The organism is Hymenobacter sp. FMD4, from assembly GCF_058932745.1.
Window position 1 is genome coordinate 163571 of sequence record NZ_JBZYWH010000002.1, and the last position, 23461, is coordinate 187031.

Annotated in this window: 21 protein-coding genes; 11 read left to right on the top strand and 10 right to left on the bottom strand. The window is 56.1% G+C overall.

Annotated elements, in window-relative coordinates; translation table 11 throughout:
- Positions 1–138 precede the first annotated feature (138 nt).
- The 5 genes from AC5FXY_RS02670 to panC all read right to left on the bottom strand — a co-directional run bounded on the left by AC5FXY_RS02670 (position 139) and on the right by panC (position 3829).
- On the bottom strand, positions 139–825 hold the full coding sequence (locus AC5FXY_RS02670) for a zinc metallopeptidase (RefSeq protein WP_493555080.1): 687 nt from the start codon (positions 823–825) through the stop codon (positions 139–141).
- Between the two features lie 81 nt (positions 826–906).
- Positions 907–1401 (bottom strand): D-glycero-beta-D-manno-heptose 1-phosphate adenylyltransferase, encoded by a 495-nt coding sequence (rfaE2, locus tag AC5FXY_RS02675; protein WP_493555081.1) that lies wholly within the window; start codon positions 1399–1401, stop codon positions 907–909.
- The gene (locus AC5FXY_RS02680) at positions 1385–2434 is read right to left on the bottom strand and encodes a lysylphosphatidylglycerol synthase transmembrane domain-containing protein (RefSeq protein WP_493555082.1); all 1050 of its coding nucleotides are present in this window, start codon (positions 2432–2434) and stop codon (positions 1385–1387) included. The genes rfaE2 and AC5FXY_RS02680 overlap by 17 nt, the downstream gene beginning before the upstream one ends.
- A gap of 85 nt (positions 2435–2519) precedes the next feature.
- Positions 2520–2867 (bottom strand): aspartate 1-decarboxylase, encoded by a 348-nt coding sequence (gene panD, locus AC5FXY_RS02685; protein WP_493555083.1) that lies wholly within the window; start codon positions 2865–2867, stop codon positions 2520–2522.
- A gap of 71 nt (positions 2868–2938) precedes the next feature.
- A complete protein-coding gene (gene panC / locus AC5FXY_RS02690; protein WP_493555084.1) occupies positions 2939–3829 on the bottom strand; it encodes a pantoate--beta-alanine ligase in 891 nt (296 codons plus the stop codon).
- Between the two features lie 80 nt (positions 3830–3909).
- On the opposite strand from panC, the gene AC5FXY_RS02695 reads away from it, so the two are divergent.
- The 4 genes from AC5FXY_RS02695 to AC5FXY_RS02710 all read left to right on the top strand — a co-directional run bounded on the left by AC5FXY_RS02695 (position 3910) and on the right by AC5FXY_RS02710 (position 9783).
- Positions 3910–4722 (top strand): glycogen/starch synthase, encoded by an 813-nt coding sequence (locus AC5FXY_RS02695; protein WP_493555085.1) that lies wholly within the window; start codon positions 3910–3912, stop codon positions 4720–4722.
- Positions 4706–6172 (top strand): DUF4270 family protein, encoded by a 1467-nt coding sequence (locus tag AC5FXY_RS02700; protein WP_493555086.1) that lies wholly within the window; start codon positions 4706–4708, stop codon positions 6170–6172. The genes AC5FXY_RS02695 and AC5FXY_RS02700 overlap by 17 nt, the downstream gene beginning before the upstream one ends.
- A gap of 88 nt (positions 6173–6260) precedes the next feature.
- Complete coding sequence (gene glmS / locus AC5FXY_RS02705; protein ID WP_493555087.1) at positions 6261–8096, top strand: glutamine--fructose-6-phosphate transaminase (isomerizing); 1836 nt, start codon at positions 6261–6263, stop codon at positions 8094–8096.
- A 376-nt stretch (positions 8097–8472) separates the two neighbouring features.
- A complete protein-coding gene (locus tag AC5FXY_RS02710) occupies positions 8473–9783 on the top strand; it encodes a DUF6056 family protein (protein ID WP_493555313.1) in 1311 nt (436 codons plus the stop codon).
- On the opposite strand, the gene AC5FXY_RS02715 is transcribed toward AC5FXY_RS02710, so the two are convergent.
- Positions 9780–10469, bottom strand: coding sequence for a 3-hydroxyacyl-CoA dehydrogenase family protein (locus tag AC5FXY_RS02715; protein WP_493555088.1), 690 nt, complete (start codon positions 10467–10469; stop codon positions 9780–9782). The genes AC5FXY_RS02710 and AC5FXY_RS02715 overlap by 4 nt on opposite strands.
- Positions 10470–10526: 57 nt before the next feature.
- On the opposite strand from AC5FXY_RS02715, the gene AC5FXY_RS02720 reads away from it, so the two are divergent.
- The 5 genes from AC5FXY_RS02720 to AC5FXY_RS02740 all read left to right on the top strand — a co-directional run bounded on the left by AC5FXY_RS02720 (position 10527) and on the right by AC5FXY_RS02740 (position 14357).
- Positions 10527–10913 (top strand): RidA family protein, encoded by a 387-nt coding sequence (locus AC5FXY_RS02720; RefSeq protein ID WP_493555089.1) that lies wholly within the window; start codon positions 10527–10529, stop codon positions 10911–10913.
- A gap of 106 nt (positions 10914–11019) precedes the next feature.
- On the top strand, positions 11020–11205 hold the full coding sequence (locus AC5FXY_RS02725) for a hypothetical protein (protein WP_493555090.1): 186 nt from the start codon (positions 11020–11022) through the stop codon (positions 11203–11205).
- 145 nt (positions 11206–11350) lie between these two features.
- Complete coding sequence (gltX, locus tag AC5FXY_RS02730) at positions 11351–12907, top strand: glutamate--tRNA ligase (RefSeq protein ID WP_493555091.1); 1557 nt, start codon at positions 11351–11353, stop codon at positions 12905–12907.
- Between the two features lie 156 nt (positions 12908–13063).
- A complete protein-coding gene (locus AC5FXY_RS02735) occupies positions 13064–13447 on the top strand; it encodes a hypothetical protein (RefSeq protein ID WP_493555092.1) in 384 nt (127 codons plus the stop codon).
- Positions 13448–13577: 130 nt separating this feature from the next.
- Positions 13578–14357 (top strand): TIGR00266 family protein, encoded by a 780-nt coding sequence (locus tag AC5FXY_RS02740; protein ID WP_493555093.1) that lies wholly within the window; start codon positions 13578–13580, stop codon positions 14355–14357.
- 920 nt (positions 14358–15277) lie between these two features.
- Here AC5FXY_RS02740 and AC5FXY_RS02745 read toward each other — a convergent pair.
- Positions 15278–16777, bottom strand: coding sequence for a GH3 auxin-responsive promoter family protein (locus tag AC5FXY_RS02745; protein WP_493555314.1), 1500 nt, complete (start codon positions 16775–16777; stop codon positions 15278–15280).
- Between the two features lie 286 nt (positions 16778–17063).
- A complete protein-coding gene (gene lptB / locus AC5FXY_RS02750; RefSeq protein WP_493555094.1) occupies positions 17064–17795 on the bottom strand; it encodes an LPS export ABC transporter ATP-binding protein in 732 nt (243 codons plus the stop codon).
- Between the two features lie 388 nt (positions 17796–18183).
- Between lptB and AC5FXY_RS02755 the strand changes: the two genes are divergently transcribed.
- Positions 18184–18444, top strand: a complete 261-nt coding sequence (locus AC5FXY_RS02755; protein ID WP_493555095.1) for a hypothetical protein — start codon at positions 18184–18186, stop codon at positions 18442–18444.
- A 713-nt stretch (positions 18445–19157) separates the two neighbouring features.
- Here the strand turns inward: AC5FXY_RS02755 and AC5FXY_RS02760 are convergent.
- Positions 19158–21017 carry a M61 family metallopeptidase gene (locus AC5FXY_RS02760; RefSeq protein ID WP_493555096.1) on the bottom strand — a complete coding sequence of 620 codons (1860 nt, stop codon included), beginning with the start codon at positions 21015–21017 and terminating at the stop codon, positions 19158–19160.
- Positions 21018–21194: 177 nt separating this feature from the next.
- On the opposite strand from AC5FXY_RS02760, the gene AC5FXY_RS02765 reads away from it, so the two are divergent.
- Positions 21195–21608: a DoxX family protein gene (locus tag AC5FXY_RS02765; protein ID WP_493555097.1), complete on the top strand. Its 414-nt coding sequence runs from the start codon at positions 21195–21197 to the stop codon at positions 21606–21608.
- Between the two features lie 57 nt (positions 21609–21665).
- Here AC5FXY_RS02765 and recJ read toward each other — a convergent pair whose 3' ends face one another.
- The gene (recJ, locus tag AC5FXY_RS02770; RefSeq protein ID WP_493555098.1) at positions 21666–23387 is read right to left on the bottom strand and encodes a single-stranded-DNA-specific exonuclease RecJ; all 1722 of its coding nucleotides are present in this window, start codon (positions 23385–23387) and stop codon (positions 21666–21668) included.
- Positions 23388–23461 lie beyond the last annotated feature (74 nt).

Genomic DNA, 23461 nt, shown 5'->3' on the forward strand with positions numbered 1-23461 from the left:
CCGAAGGCCAATGACTGCATGCATAACAACAACCCTGTAGGGTTTGGTTTGGAATGGCCCGCGACACAGCACAATAAATCCACAAAAAATGCCCGGCTTGGCCGGGCATTTTTTTGAAGAAGAACTGCCCTGATGGGATTAACTGCGGTTGCGGCCGCCCATGAAGATGCTTACGTAATACAGCAGCGTTGCCAGTGAACTTATGGCAGCCACCACATAGGTCATAGCGGCCCACCAAAGGGCGTCCTTGGCCATGGCATGTTCCTGGGTGGTAACAATACCGCGCTGATCAATCCAAGCCAACGCCCGACGGGAGGCATCAAACTCCACGGGCAAGGTCACGAAGCTGAAGATTGTCGTCAAGGAGAACAGCAGAATACCGATACCCAACGGAATAAGCGTGGATTGCACCATGAAGATACCCGCCAGCAAAATCCAAGGCATAAAGCGCGACACAGCGCTCAGCGCCGGTACCATGGACGAACGGAACTGCAGCATGCTGTAAGCCGTGGCGTGCTGCACGGCGTGGCCGCATTCGTGCGCGGCTACAGCCGCGGCCGCAGCCGAACGACCCTCAAACACCTCCGCGCTAAGGTTGACGGTTTTGTCGGCAGGGTTGTAATGGTCGGTTAGGCGCCCCTCGGTAGAGATAACGCGCACGTCGTGAATGTTGTTGTCGGCTAGCATCAGCTCGGCAATCTGTTTACCAGATAAGCCCGATTGTAACCCGATTTGGGAGTATTGGGTGAACTTGCTGCGCAGCCGCCACTGGATGAAGAAGCTGACCAGCATCAGCACGATAATCAGCAAATAAAAGGAGTTCATGGCGCAGAGGAAAAGTGCTTGAAGAAGTGAAACCGCCGGCCGTCAGCTTTGGCCCCGGTCTCGTTTCCAAGCCCACGGTCCCTAAGCCGACTCGCCTAGCTCGAAGCGCCGAATGCGCTCCACAATGCGGGTGGTGCTATAACCCGCTACTAGGGGTACGGTGAGCACCTGCCCGCCGTTACTTAACACAAATTCGTGGCCTACGATTCCGCTAATGGAGTAGTCATCACCCTTCACCAGCACATCGGGCCGTACGAGATGGATAAGATCCAACGGCGTGGGCTCATCGAAGAGCACCACGGCATCTACAAACAAAAGGGAGGCCAGCACCCGAGAGCGTGACATTTCGTCCTGCAACGGCCGCCCAGGCTTCAAACAACTGACGGAACGGTCAGTATTGAGCCCCACAACCAGCGCATCCCCGAGGGCTCGTGCCTGCTCCAAGTAATCGACGTGGCCAAGGTGGAGCAGATCGAAACAACCATTAGTGAATACAATGCGACGGCCCAGTTCACGCCAAGCATCGAGCGTGGCGGGCAGTTGCTCGCGCGTCAGGATCTTATCTTTCGTCGGCATGGGCTACTGACAGTTCGGCTGAATCGGTTAGCACTAACGGGTTGCGCCGGCTCTGAAGCAAGCTGGCTACGAGGCTGATGCTTCCCATCAGGGCTACTAACAGCGTCTGGGCGCCGTGCACGACTAGCGCAAACGCAATGCCTCCTTCTTTCGAGACACCATATACCAAGAGTGCTCCTTGCACCATTACGTGGAACACCCCAATGCCGCCCTGCACGGGGGTTGCCATGCCGAAGGCGCCAAAGGTCAGCACCGACAGACCGGCCGCAACGCCTAGCTTGGCGGTTTCAGGAAAGGCAAAAAAGGCGAGGTAATCCATCAGGAAGTACACCACCCAGGTAAAGATGGTGTGCAGCAGAAATATGCCTTTGTTTTCGACTTTGCGGAAACTGAATACCCCTGCCAGCAGCCCCTGAATAATCTTGACCGCGTGGTTGAAGAAGGCGTATTGCCGAAGCCGGTCCAGGTTTCGGAACATCAATACCAGCAACACAATACCTAAGGCTACTCCTAGCCCTACTACAGAGAGGATTACAGGTCGATGCGCCTCGAACGAAGCGTATCGATCCGTGAATAAGCTCATTACAAAGCCCCAGAACTTATCGAACTCCAAGAGCAGGACTACTCCCAGCAAGCTAAAGAGTACCACCACATCGATAATACGCTCGGTAATCACCGTGCCCACACCTACCTGTACCGGCACCCCAGCCGAGCGGCGCAGCTCCGAACAGCGGATTACTTCCCCCATGCGTGGCAATACCAAGTTGGCCAGGTAGCCGATCATCATGGCGTGGTACACGCGCCAGAATCCTGGGTGGTGCCCCGTGGGCTCAATCTGCATCTTCCAGCGCCAAGCACGGCTGAGGTACCCCAGCACCGACACAAACATGGTAACGCCAATCCAGAAGAAATTGACCTCCAACATGGACTGCCAGATACGGCTCAGGTCTTGACCACGCAGAGCGTATACCATGAGCCCGCCCGATAGGCCAAGCATCAGGGCATATTTGAGAATAGTAAGAACACGCTTCATTGGCGCCAGCAAATCCAGATTGACAACTAAACTACACAACAAAGCCAGCAGTATGGGCTGCTGGCTTCGGAATTAAACGGCAGGATTAGACGAGCCGGTTGTGTTGGTCGGGAAACACCAGCGTGGGCTTATGCTCCCGGGCAATGGCGAAATCAATCAGGCAGTAGGAGAAAATGATAACAACATCCCCAACAGCTACGCGACGGGCAGCAGGCCCATTCAAACATACCATACCCGAGCCTCGCTCCCCTTTGATGGTATAAGTCTCGAATCGTTCGCCGTTGTTTACGTTTACGATTGTGACCTTTTCATTCTCCACCATGTTGGCCGCGTCCAGCAGATCTTCATCAATGGTGACGCTGCCCACGTAATGCAACTCGGCCTGAGTAACCTTGGCGCGGTGGATTTTTGACTTTAAAACCTCAATGTGCATGAGTAAGCAAAGCAGGTAATTAGGCGGCAAAGATACGCAAATTACCCCTGCTCTTCTGTTTGTCCAATGTGCTAGTGCATAACCAGTAATAGGTTATCTATCAGCCGCACCCCGTCCAACCAGGCGGCTAGGCATACTACTACTTCCTGCCCGGGCTCCACCTGAGTGCTTACCGGCTGTAAGGTTCGGGCATCTGCTACTTCCAAATACTCCAGTTCAATCTCAGGAAACTTTGCCAGGTAAGTGGTTGCCGCTCGCAAAGCTGCTTCGGGAGCACCTTGGCTCTGCAGTTCGTTTACGGCTAGCTGCAAGGCTTCGTACAGGCGCGGGGCAACTTGGCGCGAGGCCGGTGTAAGTCGTTGGTTACGCGACGACATTGCGAGGCCGTCGGTTTCGCGCACAGTGGGGCAGCTCACTAGCTCCAGGTCAAAGCTCAAGTCTTGTACCAGCTGCCGCACTACGGCTACCTGCTGCCAATCCTTCTGGCCAAAGTATGCTCGGTGCGGTCGGCAGAGGTGAAACAGCTTACTGACCACCGTAGCCACGCCGTTAAAGTGCCCTGGCCGGTGGGCGCCTTCCATCACCTGTTCCAGTTGGCCAAAGTGAAATTGTAGCGCCGTTGGCCGGGGGTATATCTGGTCTACTGCGGGCGCAAACAAAGCAGTACACCCGGTTCCGCGTAACATTTCGGCATCGAATTCGGGGACGCGGGGATATAATTTGAAGTCGTCGCTGTTGTTAAACTGCGTGGGGTTCACAAAAATGCTTACTACCACTACTTCATTTTGCGCCGCGGCGGTGCGCACGAGCTGCAAATGCCCTTCGTGTAGAGCACCCATTGTGGGTACAAAGCCGATGCTTCGGCCTTCGCAACGCCATTTTTCAGTCCGAGCTTGCAACGCGGCGGCGGTTTCAAGTATCTCCATGTCAGGCAGACGGCCCCGGCAGCCCGGGGTAAGCATAGTGGATTTATCGGACAAAATTGTTTAATTTTGTGCGTCCCAATGGTGTTTCCTTTTCCTAACCTCTCTTTTAATCCCGTATGTCGAAGCTAAGAATACTCTATGCTGCCACGGAAATTAATCCGTTTTTGCAAACGACCCGGGTAGCGGAGTTCCTGCGGCGCCTGCCGCAAGGGATGCAAGAGATGGGGATGGAAATCCGCATTTTTGTCCCGCGCTTCGGCATTATCAATGAACGGAAGAACCGCCTGCACGAAGTAGTGCGCCTTTCGGGTATCAACATCGCTGTGGGCGAAGATGAGAAACCGCTTATCATCAAGGTGGCGTCTATCCCGAATGCCAAGCTGCAGGTGTACTTCATCGACAACGAAGATTATTTCCACCGCAAGTCGGTACTACGCGACAAGAACGATCAGTTTCACGCTGACAACGACGAACGGGCTATCTTCTTCTGCAAAGGTGTGCTCGAAACGGTGAAGAAGCTAGGCTGGGCCCCGGATATTGTGCACTGCAATGACTGGATGACCGGACTAATGCCGCTGTATTTGAAAACGACCTACAAAAAGGACCCGATTTTCAAAGATGCCAAGTCGATTTTCACGGTGTACAACAACGAGTTTGATTACAAATTCGAGGGCGACATCATTGAGAAAGCCAAGATGTTAGACATTGACGACTCGATGCTAGCGGCTTTGCAGTCGGCTGACTTCACGGGTTTTGTCAAGATTGGCATGGAGTACGCCGATTCCGTGGTGCGCTCCGATGAAGACTTTAGCGAAAACCTGAACGCGCTGTTTCAGGAGTATTCCTCACGCCACCGCCTTGGACAAGTGGCTGACGATGAAAACCTGCTCAGCTCATACTACGCCCTTTATAATGAATTGGCCAACTAGGCTATTGACTCGACGGACGTCGGCAGCTCTGCTGTTGGCGTCCGCTTTGTTTTCGCTCGGTTCGTGTGAAGACGCCAATGAGCTAGGCATTGATTTGCCAGGCACTGTACCCGTAGGAGCCATTTACGAGGAATTCCCCGTGGGAAGTGCCGCCACGATCTGGCAGGATTCACTGGCTACTACCCGTCGCGACCGATACTTGGTAGGCCGCCTGACCGACTCTAATACTCGCGGGGTAATAGAAACCAACGCTTACTTGGATCTGATTCCTAGCAACGACACACTCCCTTCGTTCTTTACTGGAGCGCAGTTGGATTCGGTGGTCTTGTTTGCTGGCTTTGACCGAATTTATGGCAGCGCCACCCAGCCGGTGCGCCTCAGCGTGTATGATCTTCAGCAAGCGCTAGACGAAAACACGCCTTATAACTCTAGCTCCAACGTACAACTGGGTCAGTCGATTGCACTTAATAAAACTGCATCCCTAAACCGCCGGGCCCGTGTGAGAGTAACTCCTGCATCGCAAACGGACACCACAACCCGGGTTGTGGATCTGCCACTGCGCTTGCCGCTTTCCGATAATGCTCAGCAGCCAACTGCTTTTGCCACGCAACTGTTTGACCTACTGAAGGCTCAAAACACGCTGACGCAGCAACAGTTGCAACGCGTTTGGAAGGGCATATCAATTCAACCGGCGTTAGGCTTCAATGGGACTGTAATTGGATTCAATCGGTCCACGGAGTCACAGGTATTTGTGTACTACCACATTCCAGCAAGTGGGACTACACCGCGAAAGAGCAGGTTTTATCGCATTTTGTTTAATGACCCCATTGTAGGGGGTAGCGTATCAAGCCCCCGCTATTTCACTGGTATCACTTACGATTTCAGTGCTGCAGGGACTCCATTCGGTTCTTTGAATGGAAATACGGAAGTACCAGCAGCCAGTTCTGGCGGTATTACCTATGCGCAGGATGGAGCGGGCTTGGTGACCAAAATTACCCTTCCGGGCCTCAATACCCTACGTGAACGGCTTACACAGCAAAACATCATTATCAACCGAGCTGAACTAATTGTACCGCTGCAAAGAAGCAGCAACATTCAGTTCGCTGCCCCTACCGCTCTTTACCTTTATGAGGCAGGGGCAAATAATCGGGTGTTGCGGCACGATAATGCCGGCACGCAAACGGAGCGCATCGTGCAATCCGATAATGCCAACCCAAGAGGCACCAATGCCGAAGCACAGTTGCTACTCAGTGCCAATGAGCAACAGTACAGTGTTCTGCTTACCACTTACGTGCAGGCATACACTACTAACCAGCTGAACGGTGCTTTGCCAACCTCTTTCCTGCTGTCGCCCACGCTGCGCCGGTCCGGAACCCTTTCGCTCAACCGGGCCGCTATTGATGCCCAAAACATTCGTCTGCGGGTATACTACACCAAGCCTACACAGTAGTAGTCATATCTTTGCAAAACGGCACGGACTTTGACACAGGGCCGCGCCATTCATCTTTTCTGATCTTTCTTTCTTCTGGACACCCAGTATGTGCGGAATTGTTGCTTACATCGGGCATCGTGAAGCCTGCCCCATTATCCTCAAAGGTTTGCGCCGCTTGGAATACCGCGGCTACGACTCAGCAGGCATTGCATTGCTTAACGGCGAGCTAAACGTTTTCAAAAAGAAAGGCAAAGTAGCTGATCTTGAATCGTTTATCGCTGACAAGAACGTTCATGCCCACGTGGGCATGGGTCACACCCGTTGGGCTACCCATGGTGAGCCGAACGACGTGAATGCTCACCCGCATTATTCCACATCGGAGCGCATCGCCATCATTCACAACGGTATCATCGAGAACTACGCGGCCCTGAAAACGCACTTGATGCAGCAAGGCCATGAGTTTCATTCAGATACGGACACAGAAGTATTCGTTAATCTGATCGAGGAGATTCAGAAGCAGAACAAATGCACGCTCGAAGAAGCCGTACGTTTGGCACTGCACGAAGTAGTTGGGGCTTATGCCATTGTCGTGCTGAGCAAAGAGGCTCCGGATCAGCTGATTGCCGCCCGCAAAGGCTCGCCAATGGTTATCGGCATTGGCGAAAACGAGTTCTTCATTGCTTCTGATGCCACGCCTATCATTGAGTACACCAACGAAGTTGTGTACGTCAATGACTACGAAATTGCCGTTATCCGTAACGGCAAGCTCGACATTCGCAGCAAAGAGGATGTTCAGCAAACGCCCTACATCCAGAAGCTGGAGTTAGCCCTTGATAGCATCGAAAAGGGAGGCTACGAGCACTTCATGCTGAAGGAAATCTTCGAGCAGCCTAAATCGATCTTGGATTCGATGCGTGGCCGTTTGGAAATGGAAGCGGGTCATTTGAACATGGGTGGCTTCCGGGCCTTCGAACAGAAGTTCCTGAATGCGCAGCGCATCATCATTGTGGCTTGCGGCACTTCTTGGCATGCTGGTTTAGTGGCTGAGTATCTCATAGAGGACTTGGCGCGCATTCCAGTGGAAGTAGAATACGCTTCGGAATTCCGCTACCGCAATCCAGTGCTGTCGGAGCGCGACATCGTAATTGCTATTTCACAATCGGGCGAGACGGCAGATACGTTGGCAGCTATTGAATTAGCTAAGAGCAAGGGTGCTACCATCTTTGGTATCTGCAACGTAGTAGGCTCGAGCATTGCCCGTGCTACCGACGCGGGTGCTTACACTCACGCTGGCCCGGAAATCGGGGTGGCATCGACCAAGGCTTTCACTGCCCAGGTAACGGTGCTGACGCTGCTGGCCATGATTATGGGTCAGCGCCGTGGGGCGCTATCGGATCAGCGCCTGCGTGAGTTAATGATGGAGCTGCACACCATTCCGCAAAAGGTTGAGAAGGCCTTGGAGCTGGATACCGAGATTCGCCAGATTTCGGAAATCTTCAAAGACGTTCCCAACTTCTTGTACCTAGGCCGCGGCTATAACTTCCCGGTAGCCTTAGAAGGAGCCCTGAAGCTGAAGGAAATCAGCTATATCCACGCCGAAGGCTATCCGGCGGCGGAAATGAAGCACGGCCCGATTGCGCTTATTGACGAGAACATGCCGGTAGTGGTTATTGCCACCCGCGACAGCTCGTACGAGAAGATCGTGTCCAATATTCAGGAAGTGAAGGCTCGTAAGGGTCGCATTATTGCCATCGTGAGCGAAGGCGACACAGTGATTCCGCAGATGGCTGAATTTGTGATAGAAGTGCCGCATACCTCCGATGAGCTAATGCCCTTAGTATCGGTGATTCCGCTGCAGCTGCTCTCTTACCACATTGCTGTGCTGCGCGGCTGCAACGTCGACCAGCCTCGTAACCTGGCCAAGTCGGTTACAGTGGAGTAAGGCATTTCTGCTTGCTTATTAAAAGAAAAGGAGCTCGGTTGGGCTCCTTTTCTTTTTTAACCCCTTGGCTATAGTCAAGCAAGGCATGTGGAAGCGAGAAGTAACCCGCGCAATTCCTATGCACCGTACTTTCGAGAGTCAGTTGGTAAGCCTTACTTTTCTTATGCCTGCCCCACCCTACGACGATATTCCGCTGGCCTGTCGTCCTTTGCTCGGTAATAGTGTTTCCTCAATAACAAGGTTGGCTCTGGCCGGAGCAGTGGTAGTAGCGTTGCTGCCCTTCTATGCATTATGCGGGTATGCTCACCCCGCTGCCGATGACTTCTTGCAGGCCAATGCTGTACAGCAGTACGGCCATTGGGGCTACTTGGGGCACATGTATCAGGAATGGACGGGGCGCTACACGGCTAGTTGGTGCTGGAGCATGCTAAACCCGGTTTCATATGGCCACATCAATGCCAGTTACGGGTTCGTATGTCTGTTACTGCTCCTTGCGTTACCGATTACATTATATGCTTTACTAAGGAGCCTACTTCGTAAAGCATTTACGTCGGGACAACTATGCTTGGCAAGTGGAGTATGGATGCTGCTAATAACCTTTCAGTTACCAAGCCCAGCTGAAGGGTTTTATTGGCTAACTAGCGGATTTAATTACTTACTACCGGGCTTGCTAGTGTTGCTAGTGTTAGCCGCTGCTGCTCAACACGGTGCAGCAGTTTCGCGTCGGGCTCGGTGCAGGTGGCTACTGACGGCGGCTGTACTAACGGTGATGGCCGTGGGCGGTAATGAAATGGTAGCCTTGCTATTGCTCATGAGCTGGGTGGCCGCAACGGCGGTGTATTCATGGCAGCTTAAGCGCGTAGCGTGGTCCTATGTAGCAGTAAGCCTCCTAACGGCAGCAGCCTGTATTGTGGCTTGGTCAGCGCCCGGTAATTTTGGCCGTATCGCCGGCAACCCCCAGTATTTCAGTCTAGCTCAATGCGGCCTGCTAGCGCTGAAAACCACGGCTTATTACTTCCTAAACTGGCTGGGCAATGGAGTGCTCCTAGCTGTAACACTGCTGCTGGTACCCTTGAGCGCAGAATTGATTAAATGCAGTCAATTGCCGCTCAACCGCCTGACCCGAGCTCCGTGGCTGCTGACCTTGTTGATACTATTAATGCTCGTGCTGAGCCAGGGCCTAGCCTTTTGGGCTACCGGAATGGAATCACCGCCCCGGGCCTGCAACCTTCAGTACTTGTTATTCGTGGTGGGTTGGTTTTTGGCTGCCCATGGGTGGGTACAACACCTGCACCGGGCGCAGTTGGCACTCCCTTATCTAATCCTTCCACGTTACGCCCGCTACGCTTTGCTGGGGTGGCTTCTGCTGGCGTTTCTCACCGACCACAATGTACGGTTGCGCAATCCTGGCTGGCTAAGCTGGCGCGAAAACAGCAACAACACCATCGTAGCTTACCAGGAATGGTTGAGCGGTACTGCCCAGCGCTATGACCAACAACTAACTGACCGATACCTACTTCTACGCACATCGGCGGCACCCGATGTGTGTGTGAATCGGCTTCAGGACCCACCCCAAATTCTGTTATTTCAGGATATTACCCCCGATCCGCACAACTGGGCCAATCTGGCATACGCCACTTTTTTCGGCAAACGCAGCGTGTGCCTAACGCCCCAAACTGCGCCTTAAAAGGTTTCGGCCCGCAAGGACATACGCTTAAGCAACGGGCAGACTCTATACCGCTCGTCGCGGGTATCTTCCCAGAGCATGGTCAATAGGTCGTATACACGGCCGACCCCAATGGCATTGGCCCATTCAAAAGGACCTTTGGGATAATTGGTGCCGAGCTTCATGCCCAAGTCAATATCCTGAACGCTGGCGGTGCCTTCCTGTAAGGTGAAGCACGCTTCGTTGATGATCATGCACACAACGCGGGGCGTCACCATCCCTACGCGGTCGGCTACTACGCGGTACTCTGTTCCTAGCTTAGCGCAGGTAGTGGCTAATACCCGTGAATGAGTAGCATCGTACAGGCTGACTTCCAGCAGCGGGCGGTTGAATAGCGTAGGCAGGCCGCAGAAGCCGAACACCGGGTACGCCGGCTTATCGGTGCCGAAACGGGCAGTAAGAGACTCCGTTGCGGCTTCCACAAAAGCCACAATACCTTCTTGGTCTTCGTACAGTGGGCCATAATTGCCGAAATCGAACACCACCTCTACCGTTGGCAGAGCTTCGTCGAGCAGTGGCATTGCCATTTCTACATCATCTACCAGCCGGGTATTGGCCTCTGGGATAAAGGTATACTGGTGCTGCGGCCCGAATTTATCACGAATTTCGTTTTGCAGTTGGTGACCGTCGAGGATGAGCAGATGCATGGTTTTGGCTAAGTTCAGGCCACGAAAATAGGGCTTAGCCCCGCTTGATCTTTCCTCATGGCAAATACCATCATCAATTCGCCCGAAGCACCGGCCCCCATCGGCCCCTACAGCCAGGCTGTGCAAGCCGGCAACACCATTTACGTATCGGGGCAGATAGCCCTCGATGCCTCCGGCGGTCAGCTCATCGGTGAGGGCGACGTGCAGGCCCAGACGCACCAAGTCATGCGCAACGTGCAAGCCGTGCTCGCGGCGGGTGGTTACACGCTGCAGGACGTGGTGAAGTGCAGCATCTTCGTCAAAGACCTCGGGCACTTCGGGACCATCAATGAGATATACGGTTCGTACTTCGGCGCCGGCCCCTACCCGGCCCGCGAAACGGTAGAAGTAGCGCGCCTGCCCAAAGACGTGCTGGTGGAGATTTCCTGCATTGCCGTTAAGTAGTTACATAAGGCGAGGTTGTGAAGTGACAAGGTACTACACTGCGGAGCTTGACGTTAGCTCCCATAAAAGGGCGCAGTTGCCCCTTCACAAACTCACTTTTGGGCGCATGAAAGAACTCGGACTCGGTTTACTGCTGATTGGGCTGGTGTCGCTGGTGTTGCCGCTGCTGGACATGAAATTCATGTTCCTGACGTGGATCGAACAATGGGGGCCCGCAGTGGCTTGGGGCATCCGAGGCGGCATCACGCTGCTTGGGCTCGTGCTCTGGCTAACCTTTCGCCACCGCGACTAAGCCATGAAATGGTGAAGTGATGGGATGGTGAGTGCTGTTCCGACAGCAAAAATCACTATTTCGCCACTTCACCATTTCACCTTTCGTACCTTCGCGGCGCGTTTTGGCCCTGGCAGTTAGTTGGGGCCCGACATTGTCGTTTCGTATGGAAAGAGAAGTTCGGGTGCGTTTTGCGCCCAGTCCGACCGGGCCGCTGCACATCGGTGGTGTGCGCACTGCGCTGTATAACTACCTGCTGGCCCGCAAAATGGGCGGCAAGATGCTGCTGCGCATCGAAGACACCGACCAAAACCGCTTTGTGCCCGGCGCCGAGCAGTACATCATGGACTCGCTGCGCTGGTGCGGCATCGAGATTGACGAAGGCCCCGAGCAGGGCGGCCCGCACGCGCCTTACCGGCAGAGCGAGCGGAAGCCCATGTACATGCAGTATGCCCAGCAGCTGCTCGACAACGGCTTTGCTTACTACGCCTTCGATACGCCCGAAGATCTGGACGCCATGCGCGCCCGCTTGACGGCTGCCAAGGTGCCCAACCCGCAGTATAACAGCATCACGCGCACCCAGATGCGCAACTCGCTCACGCTGCCCGAAGAAGAAGTAAAGCAGCTGCTCGACAGCGGCGCACCCTACGTCATTCGTCTGAAGGTGCCGCGCAAGGAAGAAGTTCGCTTCAACGATCTGATCCGCGGCTGGGTGGTGGTGCACTCCTCGTCCATCGACGATAAAGTGCTGATGAAGTCGGATGGCATGCCGACCTACCACTTGGCCAACATCGTGGACGACCACCTCATGGAAATCACCCACGTGATTCGTGGGGAAGAATGGCTGCCCTCGGCTCCGTTGCACGTTCTGCTGTACCGCTACCTGGGTTGGGAAAGCACCATGCCGCAGTTTGCGCACTTGCCGCTGCTGCTTAAGCCCGACGGCACCGGCAAGCTCTCGAAGCGCGACGGCGACCGGTTGGGCTTTCCCGTATTCCCGCTGGAATGGCACGGCAAAGACGCCGAAACCGGCGAGCCGACGGTGAGCAGCGGCTACCGCGAGTCGGGCTACCTGCCCGATGCATTTATCAACTTCCTGGCTTTCTTGGGCTGGAACCCCGGTACCACGCAGGAACTCTTTTCGATGACGGAGCTGATCGAGGCGTTCAGCATCGACCGCGTGAGCAAGTCGCCAGCCCGCTTCGACCAAAACAAAGTCCGCTGGTACAACGAACAGTACCTGCGCGCCAAATCTGACAGCGAGTTGGCGGGATACCTCACCGATGCCCTGCAGCAGCAAGGCATCAGCGCGGAGCTGCCGGCAGAAAAGGCTGAACAGATTGCCGGGCTGGTAAAAGAGCGCGCCACGTTCCCAGCCGACCTAGCCCGTGAGGCCCGCTTGTTCTTCGAGCGCCCAGCAAGCTACGACGAGCAAGTAATCAGCAAAAAGTGGAACCCGCAGGTGGCCGAAGCACTAGCGGCCTTTGCTCAGGAGTTGCCCACCGCTACCGACACCACGCCGGACGCCATCAAGGCCTTGCTCACGCAGGTGTTGGAGCGTCAGGGCATCAAGATTGGGCAGGTGCTGCAGGCCCTGCGCGTAGCCGTGACGGGTGCAGGCGCCGGCCCTGATCTGATGCACATCATGAGCATTCTGGGCCCACAGGAAACTGCTGAGCGCATTCAAACCGCTGTGGCTGCTCTCACAGCGCAGGCGAGCTAAGGGACGCTATCTGGAGCAATAGCTTGTTCTAGCTGGCTTCCAGCATTTATGCATCCGAAGGCGGGGCCGTTGCGTAGTTGAGAAGCTACGCAGCGGCCCCGCTGGCTTTTTGAGCTACGGCCGCGTGCGTTCCTCACTTCATAGGCGCGACCGATCATGGCTAAGAAACCCGTAAAAAAGAAGCAGCAGGACCCGGCCAAAAAGCCGCGGGTGCACAAGGAGCTGGAAGGCTTCGAAATAAAGGTGAATCCCTTGGGCGAAATCACCTCTACTTACAGCATCGAGCAGATCAACGAGTTCCTGAACCGCCATGTGCGCGACAAGAAACTGGTGAACCGCGACGGGCAGTTCGGTGAAAAAACCGAGGCGGAAGACGCTTTGCTCGATGATGAAGAGAATCTGCCGCTTGAAGAGGGTGCGCCCGAGGAGCCCGAGGAATCGGAGGAAGACTTTATGCGGCGCACTTCAAGCGAGGCCAAACGCAAGAAAAAAACCGACGATGACGTGGTGATGCCGCCCTCTACCGAAGACGACGAGTAATACGCACTAGTGGTTCTCAGCGCCCGGAAGGGAGCTTGTTTCAAGCAGATGCGAAACAAGCTCCCTTCCGGGCGCTACATGTTTATGTCAGCTTCGCTATACTTGCTACCGATACCAACAACCTCTCCTCATGCAGTCGCACGACGTTGATTACCGCATCATTGGTCACGATATTCAAGTACTGGAAGTAGAGCTCGATCCAGGTGAAACGGTTATTGCTGAAGCAGGTACAATGGTGTACATGGATGAAGCCATTGCCTGGGACACGCGAATGGGCGATGGTTCGGAGCCTGATCAAGGCTTTTTTGGCAAATTACTTTCCGCCGGCTCGCGCCTGATTACCGGTGAGTCATTATTCATGACTCACTTCACCCATTCGGGTCGTTACGGCAAAGCGCGGGTGGGCTTCTCAGCCCCTTACCCTGGCACCATTATGCCTTTGGATCTGCGCACGCTGCCACAAGGGCTTATCGTCCAAAAAGATGGCTTCCTGGCGGCGGCTCGGGGCACTAAAATCGGCATTCACTTCAACCAGCGGTTGGGCTCTGGTTTCTTCGGCGGTGAAGGCTTTATCCTGCAAAAGCTCACCGGCGACGGCAAAGCTTTTATTCACGCGGGAGGGACCGTTATTGAGCGGCAGCTAAACAATGAAATGCTGCGCGTCGATACGGGCTGCGTGGTAGCCTTCGAACCAGGAATTGATTTTAGCGTTGCCCGGGCCGGCAGCCTAAAATCAATGATTTTCGGTGGCGAAGGACTGCTATTAGCCACTTTGCGCGGTACTGGCCGTGTGTGGCTCCAAAGCATGCCTGTGAAAAAATTGATTCAGGCGTTGATGCCCAACGGGGCAAACGCCCAAAAAGAAAGCGGTAGTGTGCTCGGTGGCCTGGGCCGAATGTTCGATGAATAATTCACCGCAAACGCAGCAGGCGGCTGGCCCACGTGGGCCAGCCGCCTGCTGCGTTTGCAGAAGGTTCTAGACCGTTGCTGTTTTGGTAATCGAGGTGTGCCCGAATGATTCGTCGTTCGAACCCATTTGACTGGCAATAATACCGAGGCTAACCAGTAAGGCTACCAATAGAAGGCCAAGCAAACTGAGCACGGAGCGAGTACTTAGCAAGCTTTTGCTTTTGGGCTCTGAACGGCGGCGGTAACGCTTCCGCCGCGAAACATACGGCTGGGAGTCGTTTTGAGAAGCAGTATAAGTGTGCAATGCGGGTGGCAGTTAGAGTTCGATTGATAGAGCAATATATAGTTGGGCCAATGATTAATGCAATGTTAATTGTCACAATAATTTCGGAATTGACTTTCACTGCTTGTTTAGTGGTCAGCTAGTTAGCTAGTCATTCCCACGGGTCATGCGGCGCCCATTGTCATGGAGTCTCCAGCCCGTGTGACGGCCAGTGCTATCATACAGTTGCCAGAGGCCCATCAGTAATAGTGGACCGAATCGGCCCTGGCCAATACCCCCGCCTGCCCACGCTGAATGACTTAGCCGTTACGGTGAAACTAACGCACCGGCAGCAGTTCGTTTCGTCGGTAACAGTCGTCGTGGTCGAGCTGGCCATCGTAGCTGTAACACCACCAATTCCCGCCGGCCGGCACATGCGGTAACGCCCCCGAATGGCCAGTTGGGTATTCGAAGCGTCGGAGTAGCTTACCCAAGGGCCATGCCGGTTCCCCGTGGTTACGGTTTGATTACGCGACCAGAACCCAATGGGCCCACGAGAAAAGGTGTAGCTTGTCAGCAGTACCAGCGAGAAAACAAGTCAAACCAGGCGCATCGGGATAATGATTAGCGCCCTTGAACTCAGAATTCAGTTGACTTAACTACCGCTCAGCTATATCTAACAGCTCATCCATCAGCTCACGCGAATTGCTTAGGCGAGGCACCTTGTGCTGTCCGCCTAGCTTGCCGCGCTTGGCCAGCCATTGCTGGAATGTGCCTGCTGCGGCCACCGTAACCACCGGCGGCTGCAAGGCCAGGTCGCGGTAGCGTTTGGCGTCGTAGTCGGAGTTGAGCTGGCGTAAGGTATCGTCGAGTATTTGCGTGAAGTGAGCGGCATCGGCTGGAGCATGCACAAACTCCACCAACCACTGATGCCCACCGCGCGACCCAGCGCTGGAGCTGAAATAGATTGGTGCGGCAGTATAATCCCGGACCAGAGCGCCGGTGGCCGCCGCCGCCGCCGCAATGGCTGATTCAGCGTTTTCGACTACCACTTCTTCCCCGAAGGCATTTAGGAAGTGCTTGGTACGGCCTGAAATTCGCACCCGGTACGGCGCAACCGATGTGAACCGGACGGTGTCGCCGATCTGATAGCGCCACAGCCCTGCGTTGGTGCTGATGACGAGAGCGTAGCTCGGGCCAACCTCTACTTCTTCCAGGGTGAGCGTACGCGGGTGCTCCCGCCCCAGCTCTTCCATCGGGATAAACTCGTAGTAGATGCCGTGGTCGAGCAGCAGCAACAGATCCTGCGAATCAGGCTGGTCCTGGAAAGCCAAATAGCCCTCTGAGGCGTTGTAGATTTCGAGGTAACGCATTTGTCCCTCTGGAATAAGCTGTTGAAACAGCTCTCGATACGGCCCAAAAGCTACCGCTCCGTGCATGAAGAGGCGCAGGTTGGGCCAAACTTCCGGGATGGACTTGCCCCCGGCCAGTTCCGACACGCGTCGCAACAGCACGATCATCCACGTGGGCACACCAGCCAGGCCCACCACGTTTTCGTGCAGCACATGTTGCGCAATGCGCTCCAGCTTCTGCTCCCATTCGCTCAGCAAAGCCAGCTCCAGCGGGGGCGTACGGCGTGATTCGGCCCAGGCCGGCAGGTGCTGCATGATTACCGCTGATACATCTCCAACGCGCGAGGCGGGGTCGTCGGGGCGGAAAGGATTGGGGCCATGTGAGCCGCCCAAAGAAAGGGTTTTGCCGCGGAGCACACCGGCTTCGGGATAGAGCGTTTGGGCCACGGCCACCATATCGCGGCCGGCGCGGTAGTGGCAGTCCTCCAGGGCTTGGGGCGTCACGGGAATGTACTTGCTGCGGGCGTTGGTAGTACCGCTGGACTTGGCAAACCACTGCACCCGGCCGGGCCACAGCACGTCTTCCTCGCCTTGTAGTACGCGCTCAATCCACGGGTACAGCTGCTCGTAGCTGCTGACGGGCATACGCTGCGCAAATTCCCGGGTCGATATTGCATCTGCGAAACCATACTGCCGGCCCCAATCGGTATGCCGAGCCGTCTGGAGCAGGTTCTGCAGTACCTCGGCCTGCACCGAGTGCGGCTCGGTACGTAACCGTTCCAGCCGCGCCAAGCGAGGCTTTACCATCCAGGTCAGCAGGGTATCAATCACGGATTGGGGCGAATATGGGAATTTGGCTTCGTTGCCCTTAGTTTACTGGTGTTGTAACCATCGGCGCAGTGCAGCTAGCATACGGCGCGTTACTGCTTCGGGCTGCACGAAGACAGGGCAAATTACCGTTCTCCACTCACTCTTGGCGCAAAGGACTGGAAGTTTGATATAGTCAGTGGCCTTGTGCTTCCTCGGATACACGGAAGATCATCACTGACAAGCAGAAACTTCAACCCCCAGGCAGTCAAAAGAAAGCCCTAGGTTAGATTTTCCGCTTCAGCTCGAAGTGCTTGCCCAGGTACACTCGGCGCACCATTTCGTCGGCCGCGAGTTCCTCGGCGGTGCCGGCCTTCAGCAGCTTGCCCTCGAAGAGCAGGTAAGCGCGGTCCACGATGCTGAGCGTCTCATTCACGTTGTGGTCGGTGATGAGAATGCCGATGTTCTTGTGCTTGAGCTTGGCCACAATGCCCTGAATTTCTTCTACCGCAATCGGATCGACGCCGGCAAAGGGCTCATCGAGCAGCACGAACTTGGGGTCGACGGCCAGAGCCCGGGCAATTTCGGTGCGACGCCGCTCGCCCCCGGATAGTACCCGGCCCATGTTTTTGCGCACGTGCGTCAGGCTGAACTCGTTCAGTAGTTCCTCCACCTTGTCGTGTTGCGCTTGCTTGGGCAAATTGGTCATTTCCAGCACTGAGAGGATGTTTTCCTCCACTGTCAGGTCGCGAAATACCGAGGCCTCCTGGGCCAGGTACCCAATGCCGCGCCGGGCACGCTGGTAAATAGGCAAGGTGGTGATGTCTTCGTCGTCGAGGAAGATGCGGCCGGAGTTCGGCTTCACCATGCCCACCGTCATGTAGAACGAGGTGGTTTTGCCGGCCCCATTGGGCCCAAGCAGGCCCACAATTTCGCCCTGCTCTACGTGCAGAGACATGTCGTTCACAACGGTGCGTTGCTTGTATTTTTTGACGAGGTGTTCGGCGCGAAGAATCATCGTAGCGACAAAGGTAAGGCGGCGGCGGAGATGCTGCGCGTGGAGGGCTGATAAGCCTTGGCAACGTTTTTGACGAGCTTTTAGTCCACCTTCAATCCGATTACATGCCCATTATTACTCGTTTTGGCTTCTTTACCGTTATCGGTTTACTTCCAAGTCTCGCTTCGGGCCAAGTAGTCACCGACCCAAGCCAAGCCTCTGCCGCCCGCGACTCGGTGCTACTCGCAGCCAGTACCATCCGGCTCGATCTTCAAAGCCGCACCCTCAGCCTCCAAAACCAAGCGCCGCACTTGGGTAAGCGCCGCGTAGTACCGCGAGGCTATGCGCAGCCAGCAACCTTGGTAGCTACGCCCACGGCTCTGTTGAGGGCAGGAAAGCCAAACGAGTCTTGCTGTGGAAGCACGTACATCGTACGCGCCGCAACGGTGCCACTTTGGATGTTTTCAATGGCTACCAAAACAAGCAGCGGGTGGTGGAAGAAATGCGGCATAACGGCCAGCTCACCTACCTACGCGTTACGCGCTACAAACAGGTGCCCTACGTGACGGCGCCGGTAATTGCGCAGCAAGGGTGGCTCAACGGCAACGGGCACGTCCGTTGGGGCGGCATCTCCTACATCATCCCAGCCTTTGTCAAACTGGGGAATTAGGCACCCTTCTACCGGTGCCTTAGAAAGCCTGGTGCCAGGTCAGGATTCCCGCCGAGCTATCGACATTACCTTTCCCGCTTTTCTGCAGCAATACTCCTCTTCTATGCCTACTCTTACAGATCGTTGCATCCGCCTGACGCTTGCTACGCTTTTCTTATTAGGCGCTGCCTCAGCCAGTCAAGCCCAGGTAGTTACGGACCCCAGCCGCGTGACTTCCGCCCGCGACTCGGTTGTTCAATTGGCCAACAGTACCCGCCTCGCCATCGAAAGCAAGGCTACCGGCTTCAGAATAAAAGCTCCACGAACGGGGGTCCGTCGGCAGGTGATACGCGGCCACTATACAGCCACTCCGGCCACCAACAACTCAGCTAAGAGCAATGAGCAAAACGCGTGGAAGCTCACCCGCCGTGTCTTTCGTAGCGGGGTCGTACGGGAGAAGTATGTTGGATTGGACCAAGCTGGCCGCCGCGTACTCCAGGAAACCCGCCACAACGGAACCACTACGTACTTATATGTTAGCCAATACAAAGCTGGCCCAGGGCCGGCAGGTTACTTGCTGCTTCGCCGCGGTATAGTAAGTAGTAGTGGTTACGTACGCTGGAATAAAGAGCTTTACGCTTCTCCGAGCCCAAGTAAATTGTAAAGTCTATAAGCCACGTGCCCAGAAAAGCCCCCGCTGCGGCAGGGGCTTTTTTGGGCACGTGCAGGTCCAGCTAACTTTTGCTACCCAGCATGCTGCGCCGCAAGGCTTGCTGCACCGGAGCTGCCGTCGGGCTTACGTCAAGCACGTTCCGCAGCTCTACGTCGTACTCGCGGGGGCGGCCCGTGACGTCCTGAGTAGTACTACCGCGCCGGATGGTCATGCGCACGGCATCGTCCGAAGTAGGTTCTACCAGTGGGCGAAGCTGCTGCTCGGCCGTTTGCAGGGTTACGGCTTTGCCGTTTACGGCCACTATTACGTCGCCGGACTGCAGCCCAAAGGCATTGTACTCAGGCTTAGTGTCCTCGACGGAAAACTCCTGCTTGCCCTCGTTGTAGCGAAATCCGAGCTTACCGAAAGCCTTGATCTTAGCCGGCGCCTTGTCGGCGTAGCGCCAACCGATTTTGTCGAGGTATTCCGCGAGGGGAAGCGGCTCCTTGCCAATGACGTACCGGTCGAAGAACTGCTTCATATCGGGGTGCGTAAGGGCCACCACTTCCGGTATTAGCTGGCTATCCTCAAAGGAGCGCGTGGGACCGTACTTATCCCGCAAGGTCAGCAGCACATCGCGCAGCGTTTTCTGGCCTTGCGTGAGCTCCTGAATGCGGATGTCGAGCAGCAACCCGATGAGGGCGCCCTTTTGGTACACGTTGGCGTACATGTCGTCGTAGGGCTTCTCCAGAATGCGCTGGCTCATCTCCGTGAACGATACCGTGGGGTATTTGGCCGTACCCTGAATCTTCTCACGGATGGTTTTGCGAAACTCATCTTCGGTGGTCAGACCGGCCCGCACCTGTACAAGGTGGGCGAAGTACTCCGTCACGCCTTCGTACAGCCACAGATGCTGCGACATTTTCGGGTCGCGGAAGTCAAACTCACCGATTTCGCGCGAGTGAATGTTCAGCGGCGCGAGCATGTGCAGAAACTCGTGCGAGGCCACTTCGCGCACCATCTCATTGAGCTCGGCTTCGGTATTGCGCTCGGGCAAGAAGTAGACCGAGGAGTACGAGTGCTCCATGGCCCCGTAGCCGCCGTTTTTGCGGTTGACCACCGGCGAGGTCTGAAAATCGGGGAAGTACATCAGGAAGTGGTACGAGGGTACCGGCATCTTCCCGAAAAACTGGCCCAGCGCCTCGGCCATGGGCCGCATGAGCTGGCTGATTTGAGCGGCTTTTACTTTGCCCGTCTCCGATACCACCGACACCCCAATGCGGGCGCCTCCTACCGCGAAGCTCACCGTATCGGCCTTGCTGTACATGATGGGGCCGTCGGCCAGCGTCACGTAGCTGTCGGCGGTGAATACGTCTTGCGTGGCCGTACGCTGCACCGGCAGGGCCGTGGCGGCGTACAGTTCCGGCGTGTGCTGCACCGTCACTTCGTACGGCAGCATTTTGTAGCCTTCGAGGTAGCCGTACAGGCCGTAGTGGTTCAGTACGAAGTTGGGGTAGGCCGACTTCGCATCGAAGTTAGTTCCGCCGGGCTGGAAGATGTAGCTGTCGTCCTGCTTGGCGTCCCAGGTATCATCCACCACGTATTCCAGGCGGGCCAGCTTTTGCGCCTTCTCGATGGTGAACAGATTTTGTCCCTCGCGCTTCACCTTGAGTTTCTTGCCCTTGTCGTCGTAGGCCACGAAGCCCTGCACGAAGCGGCCGTAGTCTTTTTTGGAGTACGAGCCGGGCACTACGCTGGGCATCACGTAGGTTACCTTGTCTTCCTTGACCGGCGGCGTATTCACCACAATTCGCAGCTGATCCGTAGCTGCAGCGGGCTGGGTATCGACGGTAATGCGGTAAGCGCCGCTGGTGGCCGTTTGGGCTTGCGCACTCAAAGCAAACAATCCGCCGAAGCTGGCGGCTAACAGGATTGATTTCATCAATCGACGAACAGAAATGAAAAACGAAGAATTCAGGTAAGCCTCGGCTGGCCTGTTCCGTGCGAATGTAGCAGTTCGGCCGTGTCGGCTGCATCACAACGTGACTATTCCTCGTCGTCGCTTTTCAACTGAGGCTGGAGAGGAAACGTAGCAGAAGTTCAACCAACTATTTCGCAAATGGCTACGGAATCATCTGCTTTGGCTGTGTGGGCCCCGCGCCTGCGTAGCATCCTGCGTATCGTGGCGGGTTTTATGTTCATGCTGCACGGCACCCAGAAGCTATTTGCTTTTCCGCCGAGCGAAAAAGGCCCAGTGGAGTTGATGTCGCAAATGGGGCTGGCAGGGGTCCTTGAGTTCGGCGGCGGACTATTGCTGCTGTTAGGGCTTTTTACGCGGCCGGTTGCCTTTATCCTCTCAGGCCAGATGGCTGCGGCTTACTTCCTGGCGCACGCACCCCAAGCGTTGCTCCCGCTCGAGAACGGCGGGGAACTGGCGGCGCTGTACTGCTTTCTGTTCCTTTATTTTGTGGCCGCCGGCCCAGGCCCGTGGAGCCTCGATCATCTGCGCCAACGCCCGCAGCACCGGGTATAAAAAGGAGGCGGCCGAGAAACTACTGTTTCTCGGCCGCTATGCCTTAATCAGCGGCTATTACTCCCATCCGATATCCTTCAGCCGCAGCTGCAGCGTTTTCTGCCCGCGCCACTCGTTCACGTCTATCGTGTAGCAGAGGTTGAACGGCTGGCCTTTGGCAATGCGGCCGTAATGGTCGGCCAGCCCGAAGCCTATGGCCTCAATTTGGTTGGAATCTTCCTGCATCACGGTCAGCTTCAGGTGCGAGTTGCCGACCACCTTCACCGAGCCGGGCACGGCATACACTTCGCAGGCTTCAAACACGGGGCTGCCGTTGCCAGGGCCGAAGGGCTCCATCTGGCGCAGCAGGTTGAAAAAGCTCCAGTTTACGTCGCGCAGGCGTAGCGGCAAGTCTATTTCCACGGGGGGAATCAGCTGCTCGTCCTTGATGCGCGAGGCCACTATTTCCTCGAAGCGGCGGCGAAATGCCGGCACGTTTTCGAGCGGCAGCGTAAGGCCCGCCGCGTACATGTGCCCGCCAAACTGCTCCAGCAAATCGGAGCACTCCAGAATAGCCTGATGCACATCGAAGCCCACCACGGAGCGTGCCGACCCAGTGGCTTTGCCATTCGACTCGGTCAGAATCACCGTGGGCCGGTAATACTTATCCAGGCAGCGCGAAGCCACGATGCCGATGACGCCCTTGTGCCAGTCCTGCTTGAAGAGCACCGTGGAGCGGGCATTGCGCAGCTCCATGTCAGTCTCGATCATCTGCAGTGCCTCTTCCGTGATGCGCGTATCGAAGCCGCGGCGCTCGGTGTTGGTCTGGTCCACCACGCTGGCGGTGGCCAGGGCCTGCTCCGCCGTTTCCGACAGCAGCATGGCCACGGAGCGTTTGGCGTCGCCGAGACGGCCGGCCGCGTTGATGCGCGGCGCAAACCCGAATACCAGACTGCTGACCGTCAGCGGACCTTCGCGCAGTCCGGCTAGCTGACGCAGCGCGTACAGGCCCGGGCGCGTCTCGATGGCAGGGTCATTGAGGCGCTTCAGTCCGTGGAACATCAGTACACGGTTTTCGCCCGTTATCGGCACGATATCGGCCGCGATGCTTACGGCCAGCAGGTCCATCAGCTCCAGCAGCGGCGCTTCATCGAAGCCTTGGCTGCGGCATACCGCCTGCATCAGCTTGAAGCCGACGCCGCAGCCCGAGAGGTCTTTGTAGGGGTACGGGCAGTCGGCGCGTTTGGGGTCGAGCACGGCCACGGCCGGCGGCAGTTCGTCGCCGGGCAAGTGGTGGTCGCACACGATGAAATCCACGCCCTTCTCACGGGCGTAGGTGATTTTGTCCACCGACTTCACGCCGCAGTCCAGCGCCACGATGAGCTTGAAGCCGTTGGCTGCTGCCCAGTCGATGCCTTGCGTGGAAATGCCGTAGCCCTCCACGTAGCGGTCAGGGATGTAATAATCGATGCGCGCCGGGCCGAACAAGGTTCGCAGGTACGAGTACACTAACGCCACGGAGGTGGTGCCGTCCACATCGTAGTCACCGTACACCAGCACCTTTTCTTCCGCAAACAGCGCGTCGGTGATGCGCTGCACGGCCCGGTCCATGTCCCGCATAAGCATGGGGTCGGGCAGCTCGTCTACGCTAGGCCGGAAATAGGCCTTGGCCTCCTCATAGGTGCAAATGCCGCGTTGGCACAGCAGGCTGATAACGGATTCGTTGACGCGCAACGCGGCAGACAGGTGCCGGACCTGTTCCGGGTCGGGAGCGGGCTTACGAATCCAACGTTTCAGCATGGGTGGGGAGGGCGTTATCTTCAAAAGTAAGAAGAAAAAGGCGTCGTTTGTACTCCCCTCCCCTGCCTTTCGAC